Genomic DNA, 19,370 nt, shown 5'->3' with positions numbered 1-19,370 from the left:
GAGAAATGGCTAAGCCCGCTGCTAAGACCAAGAAGAAGATCAAGCGCGTCGTCACCGACGGCGTTGCCCACGTCCACGCTTCGTTCAACAACACCATCGTCACCATCACCGACCGCCAGGGCAACGCTCTGTCGTGGGCGACCTCCGGTGGCGCTGGCTTCCGCGGTTCGCGCAAGTCGACCCCGTTCGCTGCCCAGGTGGCGGCTGAAAAGGCCGGTCGTGCTGCGCTGGACTACGGCGTGAAGTCGCTGGAAGTCCGCATCAAGGGCCCGGGTCCGGGCCGTGAGTCGGCCGTGCGTTCGTTGAACAACGTCGGCTACAAGATCACCAACATCATCGACGTGACGCCCATCCCGCACAACGGGTGCCGTCCGCCGAAGAAGCGTCGCGTCTAAAGGGAGCGATAAGAAATGGCTCGTTATATCGGTCCTACCTGTAAGCTCGCCCGCCGCGAAGGCGCCGACCTGTCCCTGAAGAGCCCGGCGCGTGCGCTGGACTCCAAGTGCAAGCTGGAGCAGAAGCCCGGCCAGCACGGCGCCACTGCCCGCAAGGGCAAGCTGTCCGACTACGCCACCCAGCTGCGTGAAAAGCAGAAGGTCAAGCGTATCTACGGCCTGCTGGAGCGTCAGTTCCGCAACTACTACAAGAAGGCCTCGACCAAGAAGGGCAACACCGGCGAGAACCTGCTGCAGCTGCTGGAAACCCGCCTGGACAACGTCGTCTACCGCATGGGCTTCGCCGTGACCCGTCCGGCTGCCCGTCAGCTGGTGTCGCACCGCGGCGTCACCGTGAATGGCAAGTCGGTCAACCTGGCTTCGTACCAGGTCAAGGCTGGCGACGCCATCGCTCTGTCCGAAAAGGCTGCCAAGCAGCTGCGCGTCCAGGAAGCCCTGACCGTCGCCGCCCAGCATGACCTGAGCCCGTCGTGGGTTGAAGTGGATTCCGGCAAGTTCACCGGCATCTTCAAGGCTGTTCCGGATCGTTCGGATCTGCCTGCGGACATCAACGAAGCGCTGATCGTCGAGCTGTATTCGAAGTAATTCACATTGGAGAGCCCCCGGCGACGGCCGGGGGTTCACTAGGAGAACCCGCAACATGACGGTTACCGCCAACCAGGTTCTGCGTCCTCGCGGTCCGCAGATCGAACGCCTTACCGACACCCGTGCAAAGGTCGTTATCGAACCTTTGGAGCGGGGTTACGGGCATACGCTGGGCAACGCCCTGCGTCGCGTGCTGCTGTCGTCCATCCCGGGCTTCGCCATCACGGAAGTCGAAATCGACGGCGTGTTGCATGAGTACACCACGGTCGAAGGTCTGCAGGAGGACGTGCTTGAAGTCCTGCTCAACCTGAAGGACGTGGCCATCCGTATGCACTCCGGCGACAGCGCCACCCTGTCCCTGTCCAAGCAGGGCCCGGGCGTTGTCACCGCTGCCGACATCAAGGTCGACCACAATGTGGAGATCCTGAACGGCGACCATGTGATCTGCCACCTGACCAAGGACACGGCAATCAACATGCGTCTGAAGATCGAACGTGGTTTCGGCTACCAGCCGGCTGCCGCGCGTCGTCGTCCGGACGAAGAAACCCGTGCCATCGGCCGCCTGGTCCTGGATGCCTCGTTCTCGCCGGTCCGCCGTGTCGCCTATGCCGTGGAAGCGGCGCGTGTCGAACAGCGCACCGACCTGGACAAGCTGGTCATCGATATCGAGACCAACGGCACCATCGACGCCGAGGAAGCCGTGCGCACCGCCGCCGACATCCTCAGCGACCAGCTGTCGGTGTTCGGTGACTTCACCCACCGCGACCGCGGTGCGGCCAAGCCGGCCAACAACGGCGTGGATCCGGTGCTGCTGCGCCCGATCGACGATCTGGAGCTGACCGTGCGTTCGGCCAACTGCCTGAAGGCTGAAAGCATCTACTACATCGGCGATCTGATCCAGAAGACCGAAGTGGAGCTGCTGAAGACCCCGAACCTGGGCAAGAAGTCGCTCACCGAGATCAAGGAAGTGCTGGCTCAGCGCGGCCTGTCGCTCGGCATGAAGCTGGAGAACTGGCCGCCGGCCGGCGTCGCCAGCCACGGCATGCTGGGCTGATATCGGCAATGCCTGAAGGCTCCACCGTTCGCGGTGGGGCCTTCAACGCAACACAACATGCCACGACGAACCCCAGGTTCGCGGGCAGGTCGTCCAGGACGGGCGGCCAGGACCATCCGCAGTCCGCGCAGCAACGCCAGGATGGCGACAACGATCCGCACAGCCTCATCATTAACCAAGGAATATCACCATGCGTCACCAGAAGTCTGGCCGTAAGTTCAGCCGCACCAGCGCCCACCGCGAAGCGATGTTCAAGAACATGGCCGCCTCGCTGTTCAAGCACGAGCTGATCAAGACCACCCTGCCGAAGGCCAAGGAACTGCGCCGCGTTGCCGAGCCGCTGATCACCCTGGCCAAGGTCGACTCCGTCGCCAACCGCCGTCTGGCCTTCGCCCGCCTGCGCGACAACGAAGCCGTGGGCAACCTGTTCACCATCCTGGGCCCGCGCTACGCGAACCGTCCGGGCGGCTACCTCCGCCTGCTGAAGTGCGGCTTCCGCGCTGGCGACAACGCGCCGATGGCCTACGTCGAGCTGGTTGACCGTCCGGTCGTGGCCGAGGAAGTGGCCGAGTAATCGGACCGCTCCAACGCGACACAGCGAAAGCCCGGCCTCTGCCGGGCTTTTGCGTTTCTGCGGGATCTGACCCGCACCGTTCCGACAGGCGTCACCTGTGGCGGTTCGAATGGCGCGCACTCTCGGTTACGCTTGGCGCCTTGATCCATTCGAGCGTTGACGATGAATCCACTGCGCTGGCCCTTCCGCGCCCAGTTCCTTCTGGGCTTCCTGATCTGCGCGGGCCTGCTGGGCTACGCGATCTTCCTGCAGCTGAAGATGGGCCTGGAGCCGTGCCCGCTGTGCATCTTCCAGCGGCTGGCGTTCGCCGCGCTGGGCCTGCTGTTCCTGATCGGTGCACTGCACGGGCCCTCCAACCGTCCTGGCCGGGCAACCTACGGCGTGCTCGCCTTCATTGCCGCCGCGGTCGGCGTAGGCATCGCTGCGCGCCACGTCTACGTGCAGATGCTGCCACCGGAGATGGGTGCGACCTGCGGCCCGCCGCTGAGCTTCCTGCGCGAGACCATGGGGCCGCTGGAAGTGTTCCGCACGGTGCTGACCGGTACCGGCAACTGCGGCAATATCGACTGGACGTTCCTGGGCCTGACCATGCCGATGTGGTCGGGCGTGTGGTTCGTGCTGCTGGCGCTGTGGGCGCTGGTGGTGTCGCTGCGCAAGGTCAAGCGCTGAACTAAGGCGGGGTCGGAGCCCTCTCCTGCGGAAAGAGGGTCCGACCCCAGGCACCCTGGCGTCCTCAGAAATCCTGCTGCAGGCTCAGGTAGGCGCCACGGCGCGGTCCCCACTGCGGGGCGAACACGCCGACGCCACCGCCATCGCGCAGTTGGTAGCTGCGGTCCAATGCATTGATGACCGCCAGCTGCACATGCAGCGGATGGCCGCTGTCGGCATTGAAGTCATGCCCGGCGCTGAGGTTCACCTGCAGGTAGGACGGCAGCTCGCCGCCGTTGGGCACGCCCTCGATGTCCGAACGCAGGCCGCTACCGAACACGTAGTTGGCGCCGACCCGGTTGTGGCCGGCGAAGGCGTAGCTGAAGCCGCCCGATGAGGTCAGCTTCTGGTCGTGGTCGAGGTGGATCCAATGGTTGGCCACATAGGCCAGCGCGTCCGGATCGAGGTTGTACTGGCCGGTGACGACCTGGGTGCCGATGGCCTTGTTGTACGCCGCGTTGACGTAGGCGCTGAACGGACCGTCGCTGTAGTCGGCACTGAACTCCAGGCCATGGATATGGCCGCGGCGGTAGTTGAACGTCGAATAGATGTAGGCGGCACCGAACTGGCCTTCGTCCTGCAGGCGTGCGACGCGTCGGTCATAGGCATCCAGGCCCAGGGTCAGGTGTTCGCCCACCTGCTGCGACACGCCGATGTCGTAGTAGTCGCTGCGCTCGGCCAGTGGCGTGTTGTTGCCGCCGCTCGGCTGCTGGTTGGTGGTGCCGTCGTACAGCGCGATATCGCTGCTGGCGATCAGCTCACTGGCCGGTGGCGTGAAGTAGCGCGAATAGCCGGCATGCACGGTGGTGCTGTCGCTGGCATTCCAGGCCACGCCCACGCGGGGGCTGAGCTGGCCCTCGGTGTGGCCAAAGGCCTTGTAGCGATCTCCGCGCAGGCCGTAGTTGACGGTCCAGTCGTCGCCGATCTTCCATTCATCCTGCACGTACAACGCCAGCGTGCTGGCATGGAAGGCACTGTGGTCAGGTATCAGCAGCGGCGTGGTGCTGGACTGCTGGCCGGCGTCATCGACCGGGAACACCCAGCTGCTGTTGCTGGCCCGCGCGTTCTCGTAGTTGCCATACAGGCCATAGCGCAGCGTGTGGTCGCTGCCCAGTGGGGTGGAGAAATCGGCCTGCAGCGTGTTGGCGCGGTTGCTGCGCTGCACCTGCGAGGCGACGCCACTGAATACCAGGTCGCCGATGACATCCGGGTTGAACGCCACATCGCTGTAGCGCTGCCCGGCTGACAGTTGGTAGGCGGTGCTGCCCAGCGCGCCCTGCAGCACGAGCATGCCGAAGCGGGTGGTCTCGCGCTGGGTTTCATCCAGCTGGCTGGAGTCGAAGGTGGTGGTGTCCAGGTAACCGAACTGCGGGGTCTGCCCGGGGTTGACCGGGATCTGGAAGCGATTGTTGGCGAAGCCGGCGAACACGCTCAGGCGCGTGTTCTCGTTGACCAGGTAGGTGAGGTCAGCGAACGCTTTGCCCTGGTGGGTGTCGTCGTGCAGCGGCTTGCGCGAGCGGGTCGGGCTCTCCAGGCCAACCTCGTTCTGGTCGTAGTTGCCGGTCAGGAACCAGCTCCATCGCCCCTGGTTGCCCCACCACGAGGCATTCGGATTGATCTTGCCGAACGAGCCTGCGGTCAGACCGGCGCTGCCGCCATTGCCGAGCTCGGCGCCATTGCGGGTGCTGATGTCGACCACTGCAGCGGTGCGCTCGCCGAACTGCGCCGGCAGCGCGCCATCCATCAGGCGGATGCTCTTGATGGTGCGTGCATCCAGTGTCTGGCCGAAGCCGGAGATCGATTCGGGCAGCAGCACGCCATTGATGCGGTACTGCAGATTGGCGTGGTCGCCGCGCACGTGCACGCCGCCATAGGAATCCTGGACCACGCCCGGGGCCTGCAGCAGTACCTGGCTGAGCGGCGCGGAGGCACCCAGCGGCTGCTTCTGGATGTCCTCGGCGGTGATCTGGTACTGGCTGCTGCCGATGTCCGGCGACAGCGCGTTGCGGGCCTGGTCGAGCTGGGCGTGGACGGTGACTGCGTCCAGATCCTTGACGGAGGAAGAGGTGTCGTCGGTCGTTGCGGCGAAGGCGGGCAGGCTGGCCAAGGCCAGGGCGAAGGCAATGCCGGTAGCGAGGGGTGAGGGCTTCATGGTGAGAGAGGGGGCGGCTGGGTGTGGAAGGGGCCGGTCCATGACGTGGAAGTGTTACTCCGTAACAGATCATGCGCCTGTCCCGTGCGGCTGGCCATGCTGGATCTGGCTGCTGGCGTTGGCCTTTCCCTGCCGTTCAGGTGGCCGGGGCGGTGGGGATGGGCCTTTGCGTCGGCGGCTGGCTCTGCGACCATGACCGCCCCCCACCCCGGAAGTCTGCAATGAGCCTGTCCGCCGTTCCGCCCGTCTCCGATCCCGCCGCGACCACTGCTGGCGCTGCCTGGTCGCCGGAGAGCTGGCGTGGCAAGACCGCGCTGCAGATGCCGACCTACCCGGACCCGGTGGCATTGGACGCCGCTCTGCACGAGCTGAAGCGGCTGCCGCCGCTGGTCACCTCGTGGGAGATCCTGGCGTTGAAGCAGCAGCTGGCCGAGGCCCAGGAAGGCAAGCGCTTCCTGCTGCAGGGCGGCGACTGCGCCGAGAACTTCAGCGACTGCGAATCGGGCACCATCTCCAACCGCCTGAAGGTACTGCTGCAGATGAGCCTGGTGCTGGTGCACGGCCTGCGCCAGCCGGTGATCCGCGTGGGCCGCTTCGCTGGCCAGTACGCCAAGCCGCGCTCGGCCGACACCGAGACCCGCGACGGCGTGACCCTGCCCAGCTACCGCGGTGATGTGATCAACGCACCGGCGTTCACCGAAGCGGCGCGCCTGCCGGACCCGAAGCGGATGCTGCAGGCCCACGCGCATTCGGCGATGACGATGAACTTCGTGCGTGCGCTGATCGACGGCGGTTTCGCCGACCTGCACCACCCCGAATACTGGAACCTGGAGTGGGTAAGCCACTCGCCGCTGGCGGCCGAGTACCAGAAGATGGTGGCCTCGATCGGCGATGCGGTGCACTTCATGGAGACCCTGGCCGGGGCCCGCGTGCACAACCTCAACCGCATCGACTTCTACACTTCGCACGAAGCGCTGCTGCTGCCCTACGAGCAGGCGTTGACCCGCCAGGTGCCGCGCCAGCAGGGCTGGTTGAACCTGAGCACGCATTACCCGTGGATCGGCATGCGCACGGCCGCGCTCGATGGCGCGCACGTGGAGTACCTGCGTGGCGTGCGCAATCCGATTGCGATCAAGGTGGGCCCGTCGGTGACACCGGACCAGCTGCTGCGCCTGATCGATGTGCTCAACCCACATGACGAGCCGGGCCGCCTGAGCTTCATCCATCGGATGGGCGCAACGCAGATCGCCGAGAAACTGCCGCCGCTGCTGGACGCGGTCAAGCGTGATGGTCGCCGCGTGCTGTGGGTGTGCGATGCGATGCATGGCAATACCGAAAGCACCGCCAACGGTTTCAAGACACGCCGCTTCGACAACGTGCGTGGCGAGGTGGAGATGTCGTTCGATCTGCATGCGGCCGCCGGTACGCGCCTGGGCGGTGTGCATCTGGAACTGACCGGCGAGGACGTGACCGAGTGCATCGGCGGCGCGCGCGAACTGACCGAGCGCGACCTGGAGCGTGCGTATCGTTCGACGGTGGACCCGCGGTTGAACTACGAGCAGTCGCTGGAGATCGCGATGGCGATCGTGCGCAAGCAGGAGCAAGTGCGGTAAGGGGTTTTCGGCAGGGCTTGCAGCCCTGCACCTGCTGCAATCAACGGCAACGGCAAAAGCCGAAGCGGCATTCCGTGGGGTGGCGGGGTGGCGTGGGTGGTCAGGACACGCCGTAAACCCATCCATGGCGCCAACGGTCCTGCCCACCCACACCGCCCCGCCTCTGACAGATGTCGTGCGCTGTTGGTGGGTGCCGACCGTTGGTCGGCACATCTGTCAGATATCGAATGAATCATCCACGCATGGCGTGGATCCACTGGTAATGGCGGCTGTTGGTAGGTGTCGACTTGGGTCGACACGATTTTTCTGTCAGATATCAATATTGAAAATGGGGTAGGAGCCCGTTGCGCAGCAACGGGATCTGACCCCGTGCCGACCAACGGTCGGCACCCACCAACAGCCGCGGGAACTGTCGAAGGCGGGGTGGGTCCGGTTGCGGGGGCGTGAGCCGCATGGATGCGGCGACCGAGCTTACATGGGTGAGGGCGCTTCGCTTGCGAAGCACTGCTTCGCAAGCGCCCGAACGCGCAGCCGCCAGCGGCTGGGCCGGGCCCCGGAGGGGTACTTGCAGCGCCCCCCGCAACCGGACCCACCCCGCCATCCCACAGGAAACCCGCTTCTGCTTCGGCTGTTGCTGTTGCCGTTGCTGTTGCTTCGGCTTCTGGGCAGGTGCAGGGCTGCAAGCCCTGCCCACCAACACCCTGCTTACGAACGGCTGACGTGACGCTCATGCCCCATGCGCGAGGCTGTCTGCTTGGCTGTTCGAGTGGAGGTGGCAACGGTGCACTGGCAAAGCGCACAGGCCTACGCATGGCCGTTGGGATTGGCAGCAGTAGTGGGCGGCATCGGCGCGTGGCTGATCCTGTGGATCTACCACCGGCTGAAAGGGCGTGATCGGCGGCGCGCGCGCATCGGGCGTGTGCTCGGGCTGCCAATGGCCACCGCATGGCCGCTGCTGCTGTTGATCCCTGCACTGCAGGCCACGCCACTGCAGGATCCCCTTCTGGGCAACCTGCAACGGGTGCTGCATATCGCACTGACCGCCTGCTTCATCTGGCTGCTGGTACGCGCAGTGGCAGCGGGTGAGCGGGCCATCCTGCGCAGCCATCCCATCGATGTCTCCGATAATCTGGAAGCGCGCCGCATCCAGACCCAGACGCGGGTGCTCAGCCGTGTGCTGATGGGCGGCATCATCGTGCTGGGTGCTTCGCTGGTGCTGTTGACCTTTCCCATGGTGCAGAAGATCGGCACCGCGCTGCTGGCCTCGGCGGGCCTCATCGGCCTGGTGGCCGGTATCGCCGCAAAGCCGGTGTTCGGCAACCTGATCGCCGGCCTGCAGATTGCAGTGACCCAGCCGATCCGGCTGGACGATGTGGTGATCGTCGAAGGCGAGTGGGGACGCATCGAGGAGATCGGCAGCAGCTACGTGGTGGTACGCATCTGGGACGAGCGGAGGATGGTGGTGCCGCTGACCTGGTTCATCGAGAACCCCTTCCAGAACTGGACCCGGCGCAGCGCCGATCTGCTCGGTACGGCGTTTCTGTGGCTGGACTATCGTGCCCCGATCGCGGCGATCCGCGCTGAGTTGGAGCGCATCTGCCGGGGTGAGGCATTGTGGGATGGCCGGGTCTGCGTGACCCAGGTGACCGAAACCAGCGAGCGTGCGATCCAGGTGCGGCTGCTGGTGAGTGCGCGCAGCTCCGGCGACGCGTTCGACCTGCGTTGCCTGGTACGCGAGCGCATGCTCGATTTCCTCGCGCGTGAGCATCCGCAGTCGCTGCCGCAGCTGCGTGCGCGGCTGCAGCATGCTGACGAGCTGGACATGCCGCGTGGTCCACGTGCACGTACTGCAGATGTGCGTTCGCCGGGGGCTGAAGACGGTGAGGCGGCAATCGTGCCAGCGGAGCCCGACCAGCCGCTGTAGAGCCGAGCCATGCTCGGCTGCTTTCGATTTTCCGTTGAAGCCGAGCGTGGGCTCGGCTCTACAGAAACACGATCACGGCTCGCCGGCGTCGATCAGCGTGTCGGTATCGAAGTGCGGCGGGCGCCGTGCGCGCGTGCGCTGCTCGTAGGCGTAGGCCATCTCGATCAGCTTCGGCTCGCTCCAGGCGGTGCCCATGAACAGCAGGCCGACCGGCAGGCCATCGATCTGGCCCATCGGCACGCTGAGGCTGGGATAGCCGGCGACGGCGGCGGCACTGTAGCTCTCGCCGGGGAAGTCGTCGCCTTCGCTGCGGATCGGCCACGCCACGCCGGTGGTCGGCGCGACCAGGGCGTCGAGCTGGTGGGCGGCGAGGGCGGCATCGATGCCTTCCGGGCCCGCCAACCTGCGCGCATCGCTGCGTGCGCGGATATAGGCGGGGTCAGCCAGGCCGGCGGTAGCGTCGGCTTCCACCAGCAGTTCCTGGCCGAACAGGCCCAGTTCCTGCTTGCTGTGCGCCTGGTTGAAGGCGATCAATTCGGCCAGGCTGTGCAGGGGAGCGCGGTGGGCGCTGAAGTAACGCTCCAGCCCGGCCTTGAACTCGTACAGCAGCACCTTGCGTTCGGCGTCGGCCCAGGCGCCCTGGTTGGGCAGCTCCACCGGCACCAGGACGGCACCGGCCCGACGCAGCTCGGTGGCGGCGTGTTCGATCAGTGGCGGCATGCCGCGGTATTTCAGCAGCGGCGTCTGCAGCAGGCCGATGCGCTTGCCACGCAGTCCCTGCGGATCCAGCCGCGCGGTGTAGTCGTACACCGCACGGCCGGGCATGGTTGCGGTGGCCGGGTCGGCATCATCGCGGCCGGCAATTGCGGTCAGTACGGCGGCAGCGTCGGCGACGCTGCGTGTCATCGGCCCCGCAGTGTCCTGGCTGAAGGAAATCGGGATGATCCCATCGCGGCTGACCAGGCCAACGGTCGGCTTGAGGCCGACGATGCCATTGATCGCCGCAGGGCAGACGATGCTGCCGTCGGTTTCGGTGCCGATCGCCACGCTGGCCAGGTTGGCGGCGACCGCTACCGCGCTGCCGCTGCTGGAGCCGCAAGGCGAGTGGCTGAGGCGATAGGGATTGCGGGTCTGGCCACCGCGCGCGCTCCAGCCGGACACCGAATCGTTGCCGCGGAAATTGGCCCATTCGCTGAGATTGGTCTTGCCCAGCACCACGGCCCCGGCCTCGCGCAGGCGCCGCACCAGATACGCATCGTCAGGGCGGAACCCCTGCAGGGCCAGAGAGCCGGCACTGGTGGCCATCGGCGCAGCGTTGATGTTGTCCTTCAGCAGTACCGGGATGCCGTGCAGCGGGCCCCGCAGGCGTCCATCGCGGCGCTCGCGGTCGCGCGCCGCGGCTTCCTTCAGGGCATCGGGGTTGAGCTCGATCACCGCGCGCAGGCGGGGCCCGGCCCGATCCAGGGCGGCGATGCGCTGCAGGTAGGCCTGGGTCAGGGTGGTGCTGTCCAGTTCACCGGCGGTCATCCGCGCCTGCAGGTCGGCAACATCGGTTTCAGCGTACGGGAACGGCACGTTGCGGCTCGCAGGTTCGGCCGCATGCGCGCTGGGCGTGGCCGGGCTGCAGCCAGCCGAAAGCAGCGCAGGCAGCGCGGCGAGCAGGCAGGTCAGCAGAGGCGGCAAGGACGGGCGCATGGGGCGGCTTGGTCGGCTCCAATCCCCAGTGTAGCCGGTGGTCAGCGGTGGCGCTTGCGCAGGTCGCGGGCGAGAACGTAGACCACGATCAGGTTGATCGCCAGGATCGTCCACGACGGCCAGCCGGGGTGGCGGATGATCGCGAAGATGTCGAAGGGCAGGTACAGCGAGGCAGTCAGGCAGCCCAGCCAGGAGGCCCAGGCCTTGGCCCGCCACAGGCCCCAGGCTTCGACCAGGTGCAGCAGGCCGTAGCCGATCATCCCTGCCGCGGCCAGGTGGACCGCGTCGGGGTTGATCATATGCAGCAGCGAGGGCAGGGTGCCATGGTCCGGATCCAGGCTGAAACGCCGGATCAGGACCATGATGCCGTGCCGAAGCGGCTGCGGTCCGAGCACTTCCAGCCCGGTGGCGGCCAACAGCGCCAGCATCGCCTTGCTCGCTTCGAGCAGGGCGATGACGTGCAGACCCGGATGCCGGTGTGGATCCGGGTTGTAGCCGCTCTGGTTCACGGGGTGCTGGCTCAGCCGCCGCGCGAAGCCTTCTTGCGGTCGCTCTCGGTCAGGAACTTCTTGCGCAGGCGGATCTCCTTCGGGGTGATCTCGACCAGCTCGTCGTCTTCGATGAAGTCCAGGGCCTGTTCCAGCGAGTACTTGATCGCCGGGGTCAGCTGGATCGCATCGTCCTTGCCGGAAGCGCGCATGTTGGTCAGCGGCTTGGTCTTGATCGCGTTGACGGTCAGGTCGTTGTCCTTGGAGTGGATGCCGACCAGCTGACCTTCATACACGTTGTCGCCTTCGGCAGCGAAGAGCTTGCCGCGTTCCTGCAGCGGGCCCAGCGAGTAGGCCGGGGTGACGCCCGGCGCATTGGCGATCATCACGCCGTTGATGCGCTTGGCGATGGCGCCCTGTTCCTTCGGGCCGTAGTGGTCGAACACATGGAACAGCAGGCCCGAACCCTGGGTCAGGGTCTTGAACTCGTTCTGGAAGCCGATCAGGCCACGCGCCGGGATCTGGTACTCCAGGCGCACGCGGCCCTTGCCGTCCGATTCCATGTTCTTCAACTGGCCCTTGCGGGTGCCCAGCTTTTCCATCACGCCGCCCTGGTGCACTTCCTCGATGTCCACCACCAGCTGCTCGATCGGCTCCATCAGCTGGCCGTCGATTTCCTTGATGATCACTTCCGGGCGCGACACGGCCAGCTCGTAGCCTTCGCGGCGCATGTTCTCGATCAGCACCGACAGGTGCAGTTCGCCACGGCCGGAGACCAGGAACTTGTCGGCGTCTTCCAGCTGCTCGACCTTCAGGGCCACGTTGTGGACCTTTTCACGGTCCAGGCGGTCCTTGATCTGGCGGCTGGTCAGGAACTTGCCACCGGACAGGTCCTTGTTGCCGGCGAACGGCGAATTGTTCACCTGGAAGGTCATCGAGATGGTCGGCTCGTCGACGGTCAGCGCAGGCAGGGCTTCCGGGAAGTCCGGTGCGCAGATGGTGTCGGAGATGGTCAGCTCCTGGATGCCGGAGATGGCCACGATGTCGCCGGCCTCGGCCGAATCCTGCTCGATGCGCTCCAGGCCCATGAAGCCCAGCACCTGCAGCACCTTGCCGTTGCGCTTCTTGCCTTCACGGTCGATGACCGCGACCTGCATGTTCTTCTTCAGGGTGCCGCGCTGGATGCGGCCGATGCCGATCACGCCCACGAAGTTGTTGTAGTCCAGCTGGCTGATGCGCATCTGGAACGGGCCTTCCGGGTCCACTTCCGGCTTCGGCGCGTGCTGCATGATCGCTTCGTACAGCGGGGTCATGTCGCCGTCGCGCACGGTGTCTTCCAGGCCCGCGTAGCCGTTCAGGCCCGAGGCGTAGACGATCGGGAAGTCCAGCTGCTCGTTGGTGGCACCGAGCTTGTCGAACAGGTCGAAGACCTGGTCGATCACCCACTCCGGACGGGCGCCCGGACGGTCGACCTTGTTGACCACGACGATCGGCTTGAAGCCCATCGCGAAGGCCTTCTGGGTCACGAAGCGGGTCTGCGGCATCGGGCCGTCCATCGCATCGACCAGGATCAGCACGGTGTCGACCATCGACAGCACGCGCTCGACCTCACCGCCGAAGTCGGCGTGGCCGGGGGTGTCGACGATGTTGATCCGGTTCTTGATGCCGGTCTTCTTGTCTTCCCAGGTGATGGCGGTGTTCTTGGCCAGGATGGTGATGCCGCGTTCCTTTTCCTGGTCGTTGCTGTCCATCACGCGCTCGGCGAGGACGGTGCGCTCGGACAGGGTGCCGGACTGCTTCAGCAGCTGGTCGACCAGGGTGGTCTTGCCATGGTCGACGTGGGCGACGATGGCGATGTTGCGAAGATTTTCGATGGACATACGAAAGGGGGCCAGTCGGCGCCGGATTTGGAAAAAGAAGTCCAACATTATACGTCGAACTTGACGATTCGCGAAAAGATGGATTTCACGCCGGCCAAACGGCCCATTCAGCTGGCTGTCCACCGCTTCGGCCGAGGTCGCCAGGACGGCCCCTCGGCTCCCTTCCCCTGGCTGAAGGCGGGGGCTCCACCGATGGTCGAAGGCACCGCCGCCACGAGGCAGGTGTAAACTAGGTGGCTAGACGCATTCCCCCTTTGCACCAAGGATCTTCATGTCCCTCATCGCCACTTTCGACACCACCCAGGGCCCGATCAAGGTCGAGCTGTTCGCCGACAAGGCGCCGCTGACCGTGGCCAACTTCGTGAACCTGGTCAAGCACGGCTTCTATGACGGCCTGATCTTCCACCGCGTGATCGCCGACTTCATGATCCAGGGCGGCTGCCCGCAGGGTCGTGGCACCGGCGGCCCGGGCTACAAGTTCGAAGACGAGAAGAATGGCGTGAAGCACGAGGTCGGCTCGCTGTCGATGGCCAACGCCGGCCCGAACACCAACGGCAGCCAGTTCTTCATCACCCACATCAAGACCGATTGGCTGGACGGCCGCCACACCGTCTTCGGCAAGGTCCTGGAAGGCCAGGCCATCGTCGATTCGGTCAAGCAGGGCGACGTGATCCATTCGATCACCCTGGAAGGCGACGTCGACGCCGTGCTGGCCGCCCAGGCCGACCGCGTCGCGGAGTGGAACAAGCACCTCGCCGCCTGACCCCCTTTCGAAACGGCCACCCACGGGTGGCCGTTTCCCTGTTCCCCGCCGCCCGCCCGGCCTGCGTGGCCATGCCCGCGGCGCCCCATCAAACGCTTGCAAGCAAGAGGAAACCCCCATGAAAGCACCCGTTCGTGTTGCCGTGACCGGCGCCGCCGGCCAGATCGGTTATGCCCTGCTGTTCCGCATCGCCTCCGGCGAAATGCTGGGCAAGGACCAGCCGGTCATCCTGCAGCTGCTGGAACTGCCGGTCGACAAGGCCCAGGCCGCCCTGAAGGGCGTGATGATGGAGCTGGAAGACTGCGCGTTCCCGCTGCTGGCCGGCATGGTTGGCACCGATGACGCCGAAGTCGCGTTCAAGGACGCCGACATCGCCCTGCTGGTCGGCGCACGTCCGCGTGGCCCGGGCATGGAGCGCAAGGACCTGCTGCTGGAGAACGCCAAGATCTTCACCGCCCAGGGCGCCGCGCTGAACAAGGTCGCCAGCCGTGACGTGAAGGTGCTGGTGGTCGGCAACCCGGCCAACACCAATGCCTACATCGCGATGAAGTCGGCTCCGGACCTGAAGCCGGAGAACTTCACCGCCATGCTGCGCCTGGACCACAACCGCGCGCTGAGCCAGCTGTCGGCCAAGCTCGGCAAGCCGGTCGGTGGCATGGAGAAGCTGGTGGTGTGGGGCAACCACAGCCCGACCATGTACCCGGACTACCGTTTCGCCACCGCCGACGGCGCCTCGATCGCCGATGCGATCAACGACCAGGAGTGGAACGCCAACACGTTCATCCCGACCGTCGGCAAGCGCGGCGCGGCGATCATCGAAGCCCGTGGCTCGTCCTCGGCCGCTTCGGCCGCCAATGCCGCCATCGACCACGTGCGTGACTGGGTGCTGGGCAGCAACGGCAAGTGGGTCACCATGGGCGTGCCGTCCGACGGTTCCTACGGCATTCCGGAAGGCGTGATCTTCGGTTTCGCGGTGACCACCGAGAACGGCAAGTACACCCTGGTCAAGGATCTGCCGATCGACGACTTCAGCCAGAAGTACATCGACAAGACCCTGGCCGAGCTGGAAGAAGAGCGCGCCGGCGTCGCCCACCTGCTGGGCTGATGCAGGCGGTACCGGCCACGGCCGGTACCTCCACCGCGATGGTGGGTACCGACCGTTGGTCGGTACGCTCACCGCAGAAGACGGGGAGGCTTCGGCTTCCCCGTTTTCATTTGGAATTCCTGGAACCGCATGATCCACCTGCACTACATCGACGACGCGCTGCTGGTGGCTGAAAAGCCCGCCGGCCTGCTGTCCGTGCCCGGCCGCAGCGCCGAGAACCAGGACTGCGTCGTCGCGCGCCTGCAGGCGCTGTACCCGGATGCGTTGACCGTGCACCGCCTGGACCAGGTGACTTCCGGGCTGCTGCTGCATGCGCGTGGCAAGGACATGCAGGCGGCGTTGTCGATGCAGTTCGAGCAGCGCCGGGTTGGCAAGCGCTATGAAGCGATCGTGGAGGGACTGCTTGAAGGCGATGCCGGCGACGTGGATCTGCCGCTGATTGTGGACTGGCCGAACCGGCCGAAGCAGATGGTCGATCACGAACGCGGCAAGCCGGCGCTGACGCGCTGGCGCGTAATGGCGCGTGAGGTGGAAGCGCAGCGTACCCGCGTGGAGCTGGAACCGATCACCGGCCGCAGCCATCAGCTGCGCCTGCACACGGCCAGCCTCGGCCATCCCATCGTCGGTGATGTCCTGTATGGCGCGGCACCGGCGCAACGCGTGCACCTGCATGCGCGCAGCCTGCGGTTCACCCATCCGGTGACGGGCGAAACACTCGCGTTCGAGTCCGCGACTCCGTTCTAGGGGGCCGGCAGGGCTTGCAGCCCTGCACCCGCAGAATCAACGTCAACGTCAAAAGCGGGCTATCCGTGGGTTGGCGGGACGGTGTCGGAGTGCGGGGACGCCGCAAGTACGTCCGTGTAGGCTTGGCAGCCGCTTGCTCGTGTGCGCTTTCCTGCGCACACGGCCAGACCGGGGTTGGGCGTCCTGCCCAACCCGCCCGAGGCATGCCTCGGGCCCATGCGGCTGACACCCCGCACTCCGACACCGCCCCACCTCTGACAGTTTTCCGCGATCGTGTAGATCCACGCCATGCTGGATGACTCTCCATCGGAATCGAATATTTCAAATCGAGATCGAAAAGCATCCACGCATCGCATGGATCTACCGTGTCGACCAAGGTCGACACCTACCAACAGCAGCAGAAATCTGTCGAAGGCGGGGTGGGTCCGGTTGCGGGGGCGTGAGCCGCATGGATGCGGCGACCGAGCTTACATGGGTGAGGGCGCTTTGCTTGCGAAGCACTGCTTCGCAAGCGCCCGAACGCACAGCCGCCCGCGGCTGGGCCGGGCCCCGGAGGGGGACTTGCAGCGGCCCCCGCAACCGGACCCACCCCGCCACCCCACGGAATGCACGCTGTTGCTGTTGCTGTTGCTGTTGCTGTTGCTGTTGCTGTTGCTGTTGCTGTTGCTCTGGCTTCGGCAGGTGCAGGGCGCAGCCCTGACGAACACCCCCCTACTTTGCCTGCTCGCAGAACTTCTGCCGGTACTCGAGCGCCTTCGGCATCAGTGCCTGCAGGTTCTGGATGCGGGTGCCCGGATTCGGGTGGGTGGAGGCGAACTCCGGCGGCGCCTGGCCGCCACTGGCCTGGCCCATGCGCTGCCACAATGGCACTGCCTCGCGGGGATCGAAGCACGCCGCTGCGGCCAGCATCAGCCCCACTTCGTCGGCCTGCGTCTCGTGGCTGCGCGCATAGGGCAGCAGATAGCCGTAGCCCATCGCCGACATCATCATCTGTTGCTGCTGCGCATCCATGCCGCTGGCGGCACCGGCCATCTGCCCGATCTGGGTCAGCTTCTGCTGCGCCATCCGCTGCGCACCATGGCGCAGCAGCGCGTGGGCGATCTCATGGCCCATCACCACCGCCATCGCATCACGCGTACGCGCCACCGGCACCAGGCCGGTGTAGACCGCCATCTTGCCGCCCGGCAGGCAGAACGCATTGGCCTGCTCGGACGGGATCACATTCACTTCCCACTGGAAATCCCGCGCGAAATGCGCCGGCTGCACGCCGTGCTCCTTTGCCAGCGCGGTCTCCACCACATCGACCTTGGCGATCAGGCGCTGCGCGATGTCGCGCACATCGCGCGCGATCGGCGCATTCGGATCCATCGGCCGTTCCTGCGAGAGGATCTGCTGGTAGGCCTGCAGACCGAGCGCGGTCTCCTGGCGCGCATCCAGGCTGCTGTCGATCATCACCTTCTCGCCGGTGTAGGGATCGACGGTGCGATTGGAGAACCAGTAGAACACCGCATAGCCCGCCGCCAGCAGCAGCACCCACCAGCGGATGTTGCCGAACAGGCCGCGTCGCTGCGGGCCTTGGGGCGAGCGGGAAAAGGGATCGTTGCGCATCGGTGGTCTTCCAGCAGACCCCGCCGGCTGGCGGGCACGGCGCAATCTTAGTGCGCGGACGCCAGCAGCGGGTGAAGCCCGATGCCGCTCAGATGCCGCGCACCAGACGGAAGCCGATGCGCGCATTGGTGGTGTCCGAATCCTGCGATTGCCGCCAGGCCGCACGGGTCTGCTCGGGCGCATTGGCCCAATTGCCGCCCCGGATCACCCGTGACCGGCAGCCCGGGTTGAACCAGGCGACACCGTCGGACGGCGCACGCCGGTAGCTGGCGTGCCAGCAGTCGGCCACCCATTCGCTCAGATTCCCGGCCATGTCGTGCAGGCCGAAAGCATTGGCCTGGAAACTGGCCACCGGCGCCGGTCCCCACCAGCCATCGCCATAGCCGATGAAAGCGTTGTGCCAGTGCCGACCCGAAGGCGAGACGTCCTTGCTGCCGGTGAAATTGCCGCTGCCCGGCGGCGGCGTACCCGCGTCTCCCCAGGGGTAGCGGCCACTGCTCCCGGCGCGCAGCGCATATTCGAATTCGGCCTCGCTCGGCAGCCGGTAGCTGCGTCCGGTCTGCTCGGACAGCCATGCCGCGTAGTTCTCGGCATCCCGCACGCTGACATGCATCACCGGCGAGTTGCCCAGTGCGCGCGCGCCATCGTAATCCGAACGCCAGTCGACGCCGCTACGGCGGATGAAATTGCCGCTGCGCTCGTCATAGACCACCGAGTGGCCGCGCCGGGTCGCACGTGGTCGTGCATTGGTCGACTTCACATAGCGCTCGAAATCGCCGACGGTAACCTCGGTGATCGCCATCGCGAAGCCGCGGTCAAAGCGAACGTAATGGGAGGGGCGCTCGGCGTCGGTGGAGCCGGGCTCGGCATCACCCGCGCCCATCTGGAAGCCGCCATGCGGCACAACCACCATCTGCGGACCGCGCCCACCATCACGCATCGCGTCGCTGAACACCTGACCCGGGCGGAAGCTGCCGTAATGGGTGGCCAGATCGATGCGTTCGCGCAGCTGGGCCACCACCGCATCCCCCGGCAAGGCGATGCGCAGGGCCTCGGCCAGCTTTTCGCGCGCCGGCTTCAGCCCCTGCGGCGTCGCCAGCTCGCGCAGGCCCTCATCACGCAGCTGCAGCAGCGCGGCGGCGCGGATCTGCTCGATGCGCTCGAAGGCATCGGCAATGGTCGGTGACGAGTCACGGACCTTGCTGGCTTCGGCCAGCCAGGTGCCCGCACTGGCAAAGTCGCGCACGCGCGCGGCGTCCTCGGCCCGGCGGATCAGGCCACTTTCGGCCGCCGCCAGGCCCTGCCGCGCCCGGCTGTTGTGTTCGTCCAGAGCCAGCGCTTCACGGAAGTTGCCGATCGCACCGTCACCGTCCTCACCGATCCGCCCCGACCGCAGGTCTTCCTCGCCAGCACGGTTATAGGCCACCACGCGCTGGGCGAGCTCCACCCGGCCCTGCAGCGCGCGCACCTTCTCATCCTTCGGCGCCAGGGTCAGCAGCACCAGCGCCTGGCGACTCGCCTCGGCCAGCGCCTCGCGCTGCCGCAGTGGCCGAACCAGCAGGGCATCGGCCTGCTGCTGCAGGCGCTGGCGAGCACGCTGCAGGCCGCTGCGGGCGAGGCGGTCATCCGGGTCTTCCTCCTGCACCGCCAGCCACAGCGGAACCGCCGCGTCGGCGTCTTCGTACAGGTGCCCTTCGCTGAACGCCTTCTCGGCTGCGCGGCGCAGCTGGGCGACGCTGCGGCCCTGCCGGTCGACCCGTGGCGGTGTCCACCGCTGCACGTCCTCGGTGGCATCCTCACCGGCAATGGTGACGCTGCCCTGCCCGGCCCCCGGTGTCGGCTCCGCCAGTGAGCCTTCCTGCGGCCGCGCGTCTTCGCCAGCAGCCGGCCCCGGCTCCGGTGTCGCCGAGGGCGACGGTGTGCAACCGGCCAGGGCCACGGCCAGAGCGGTGCACAGCACGGACGACAGCGGAAAACGCAAGCAGGATCTCCTTCGGCACGGACGCGGACCGACGTTAGGCT

The 19,370-nt window shown here is 66.3% G+C and carries 16 protein-coding genes; 10 read left to right on the top strand and 6 right to left on the bottom strand.

The window, feature by feature from the left end; genetic code table 11:
- Nucleotides 1–5: 5 nt before the first annotated feature.
- The 5 genes from rpsK to RCF13_RS04980 all read left to right on the top strand — a co-directional run bounded on the left by rpsK (nt 6) and on the right by RCF13_RS04980 (nt 3,337).
- On the top strand, nt 6–395 hold the full coding sequence (rpsK, locus tag RCF13_RS05000; protein WP_004145443.1) for a 30S ribosomal protein S11: 390 nt from the start codon (nt 6–8) through the stop codon (nt 393–395).
- A 15-nt stretch (nt 396–410) separates the two neighbouring features.
- Nucleotides 411–1,040: a 30S ribosomal protein S4 gene (gene rpsD, locus RCF13_RS04995; protein WP_004145446.1), complete on the top strand. Its 630-nt coding sequence runs from the start codon at nt 411–413 to the stop codon at nt 1,038–1,040.
- A 55-nt stretch (nt 1,041–1,095) separates the two neighbouring features.
- Nucleotides 1,096–2,094, top strand: a complete 999-nt coding sequence (rpoA, locus tag RCF13_RS04990) for a DNA-directed RNA polymerase subunit alpha (protein WP_005408216.1) — start codon at nt 1,096–1,098, stop codon at nt 2,092–2,094.
- 190 nt (nt 2,095–2,284) lie between these two features.
- Nucleotides 2,285–2,668: a 50S ribosomal protein L17 gene (rplQ, locus tag RCF13_RS04985; RefSeq protein ID WP_005408217.1), complete on the top strand. Its 384-nt coding sequence runs from the start codon at nt 2,285–2,287 to the stop codon at nt 2,666–2,668.
- Between the two features lie 162 nt (nt 2,669–2,830).
- Nucleotides 2,831–3,337 carry a disulfide bond formation protein B gene (locus RCF13_RS04980; RefSeq protein ID WP_111201470.1) on the top strand — a complete coding sequence of 169 codons (507 nt, stop codon included), beginning with the start codon at nt 2,831–2,833 and terminating at the stop codon, nt 3,335–3,337.
- A 64-nt stretch (nt 3,338–3,401) separates the two neighbouring features.
- Here the strand turns inward: RCF13_RS04980 and RCF13_RS04975 are convergent, their stop codons facing one another.
- The gene (locus tag RCF13_RS04975; RefSeq protein ID WP_134968404.1) at nt 3,402–5,528 is read right to left on the bottom strand and encodes a TonB-dependent receptor; all 2,127 of its coding nucleotides are present in this window, start codon (nt 5,526–5,528) and stop codon (nt 3,402–3,404) included.
- Nucleotides 5,529–5,749: 221 nt separating this feature from the next.
- Here RCF13_RS04975 and RCF13_RS04970 point away from each other — a divergent pair, with 221 nt between their 5' ends.
- Together RCF13_RS04970 and RCF13_RS04965 are read left to right on the top strand one after the other, a co-directional pair.
- On the top strand, nt 5,750–7,141 hold the full coding sequence (locus tag RCF13_RS04970; RefSeq protein WP_061480555.1) for a 3-deoxy-7-phosphoheptulonate synthase class II: 1,392 nt from the start codon (nt 5,750–5,752) through the stop codon (nt 7,139–7,141).
- A 736-nt stretch (nt 7,142–7,877) separates the two neighbouring features.
- On the top strand, nt 7,878–9,065 hold the full coding sequence (locus tag RCF13_RS04965) for a mechanosensitive ion channel family protein (protein ID WP_265329929.1): 1,188 nt from the start codon (nt 7,878–7,880) through the stop codon (nt 9,063–9,065).
- A 72-nt stretch (nt 9,066–9,137) separates the two neighbouring features.
- Here the strand turns inward: RCF13_RS04965 and RCF13_RS04960 are convergent, their stop codons facing one another.
- The 3 genes from RCF13_RS04960 to typA are packed head-to-tail and all read right to left on the bottom strand — an operon-like array spanning nt 9,138 to nt 13,128.
- Entirely contained in the window at nt 9,138–10,760 is a 1,623-nt protein-coding gene (locus RCF13_RS04960; RefSeq protein ID WP_061480554.1) for an amidase, read from the bottom strand.
- A gap of 41 nt (nt 10,761–10,801) precedes the next feature.
- Nucleotides 10,802–11,269 carry a DUF2127 domain-containing protein gene (locus RCF13_RS04955; protein ID WP_061480553.1) on the bottom strand — a complete coding sequence of 156 codons (468 nt, stop codon included), beginning with the start codon at nt 11,267–11,269 and terminating at the stop codon, nt 10,802–10,804.
- A gap of 11 nt (nt 11,270–11,280) precedes the next feature.
- Nucleotides 11,281–13,128 carry a translational GTPase TypA gene (typA, locus tag RCF13_RS04950; protein WP_061480552.1) on the bottom strand — a complete coding sequence of 616 codons (1,848 nt, stop codon included), beginning with the start codon at nt 13,126–13,128 and terminating at the stop codon, nt 11,281–11,283.
- A gap of 271 nt (nt 13,129–13,399) precedes the next feature.
- On the opposite strand from typA, the gene RCF13_RS04945 reads away from it, so the two are divergent.
- The 3 genes from RCF13_RS04945 (at nt 13,400) to RCF13_RS04935 (ending at nt 15,740) form a co-directional block, all read left to right on the top strand.
- Nucleotides 13,400–13,891 (top strand): peptidylprolyl isomerase, encoded by a 492-nt coding sequence (locus tag RCF13_RS04945; protein WP_005408225.1) that lies wholly within the window; start codon nt 13,400–13,402, stop codon nt 13,889–13,891.
- A 118-nt stretch (nt 13,892–14,009) separates the two neighbouring features.
- Nucleotides 14,010–14,996 (top strand): malate dehydrogenase, encoded by a 987-nt coding sequence (locus RCF13_RS04940; RefSeq protein WP_005415428.1) that lies wholly within the window; start codon nt 14,010–14,012, stop codon nt 14,994–14,996.
- Between the two features lie 129 nt (nt 14,997–15,125).
- Nucleotides 15,126–15,740, top strand: coding sequence for an RluA family pseudouridine synthase (locus RCF13_RS04935; RefSeq protein WP_134968401.1), 615 nt, complete (start codon nt 15,126–15,128; stop codon nt 15,738–15,740).
- A 711-nt stretch (nt 15,741–16,451) separates the two neighbouring features.
- Here RCF13_RS04935 and RCF13_RS04930 read toward each other — a convergent pair.
- Together RCF13_RS04930 and RCF13_RS04925 are read right to left on the bottom strand one after the other, a co-directional pair.
- Entirely contained in the window at nt 16,452–17,348 is an 897-nt protein-coding gene (locus tag RCF13_RS04930; protein WP_134969327.1) for a M48 family metallopeptidase, read from the bottom strand.
- Between the two features lie 88 nt (nt 17,349–17,436).
- On the bottom strand, nt 17,437–19,329 hold the full coding sequence (locus RCF13_RS04925; protein WP_005417788.1) for a formylglycine-generating enzyme family protein: 1,893 nt from the start codon (nt 19,327–19,329) through the stop codon (nt 17,437–17,439).
- Nucleotides 19,330–19,370 lie beyond the last annotated feature (41 nt).

The sequence above is a fragment of the Stenotrophomonas maltophilia group sp. RNC7 genome (assembly GCF_030910085.1).
Lineage (GTDB): Bacteria > Pseudomonadota > Gammaproteobacteria > Xanthomonadales > Xanthomonadaceae > Stenotrophomonas > Stenotrophomonas sepilia.
This window is presented reverse-complemented; position numbering and strand designations above follow the sequence as displayed.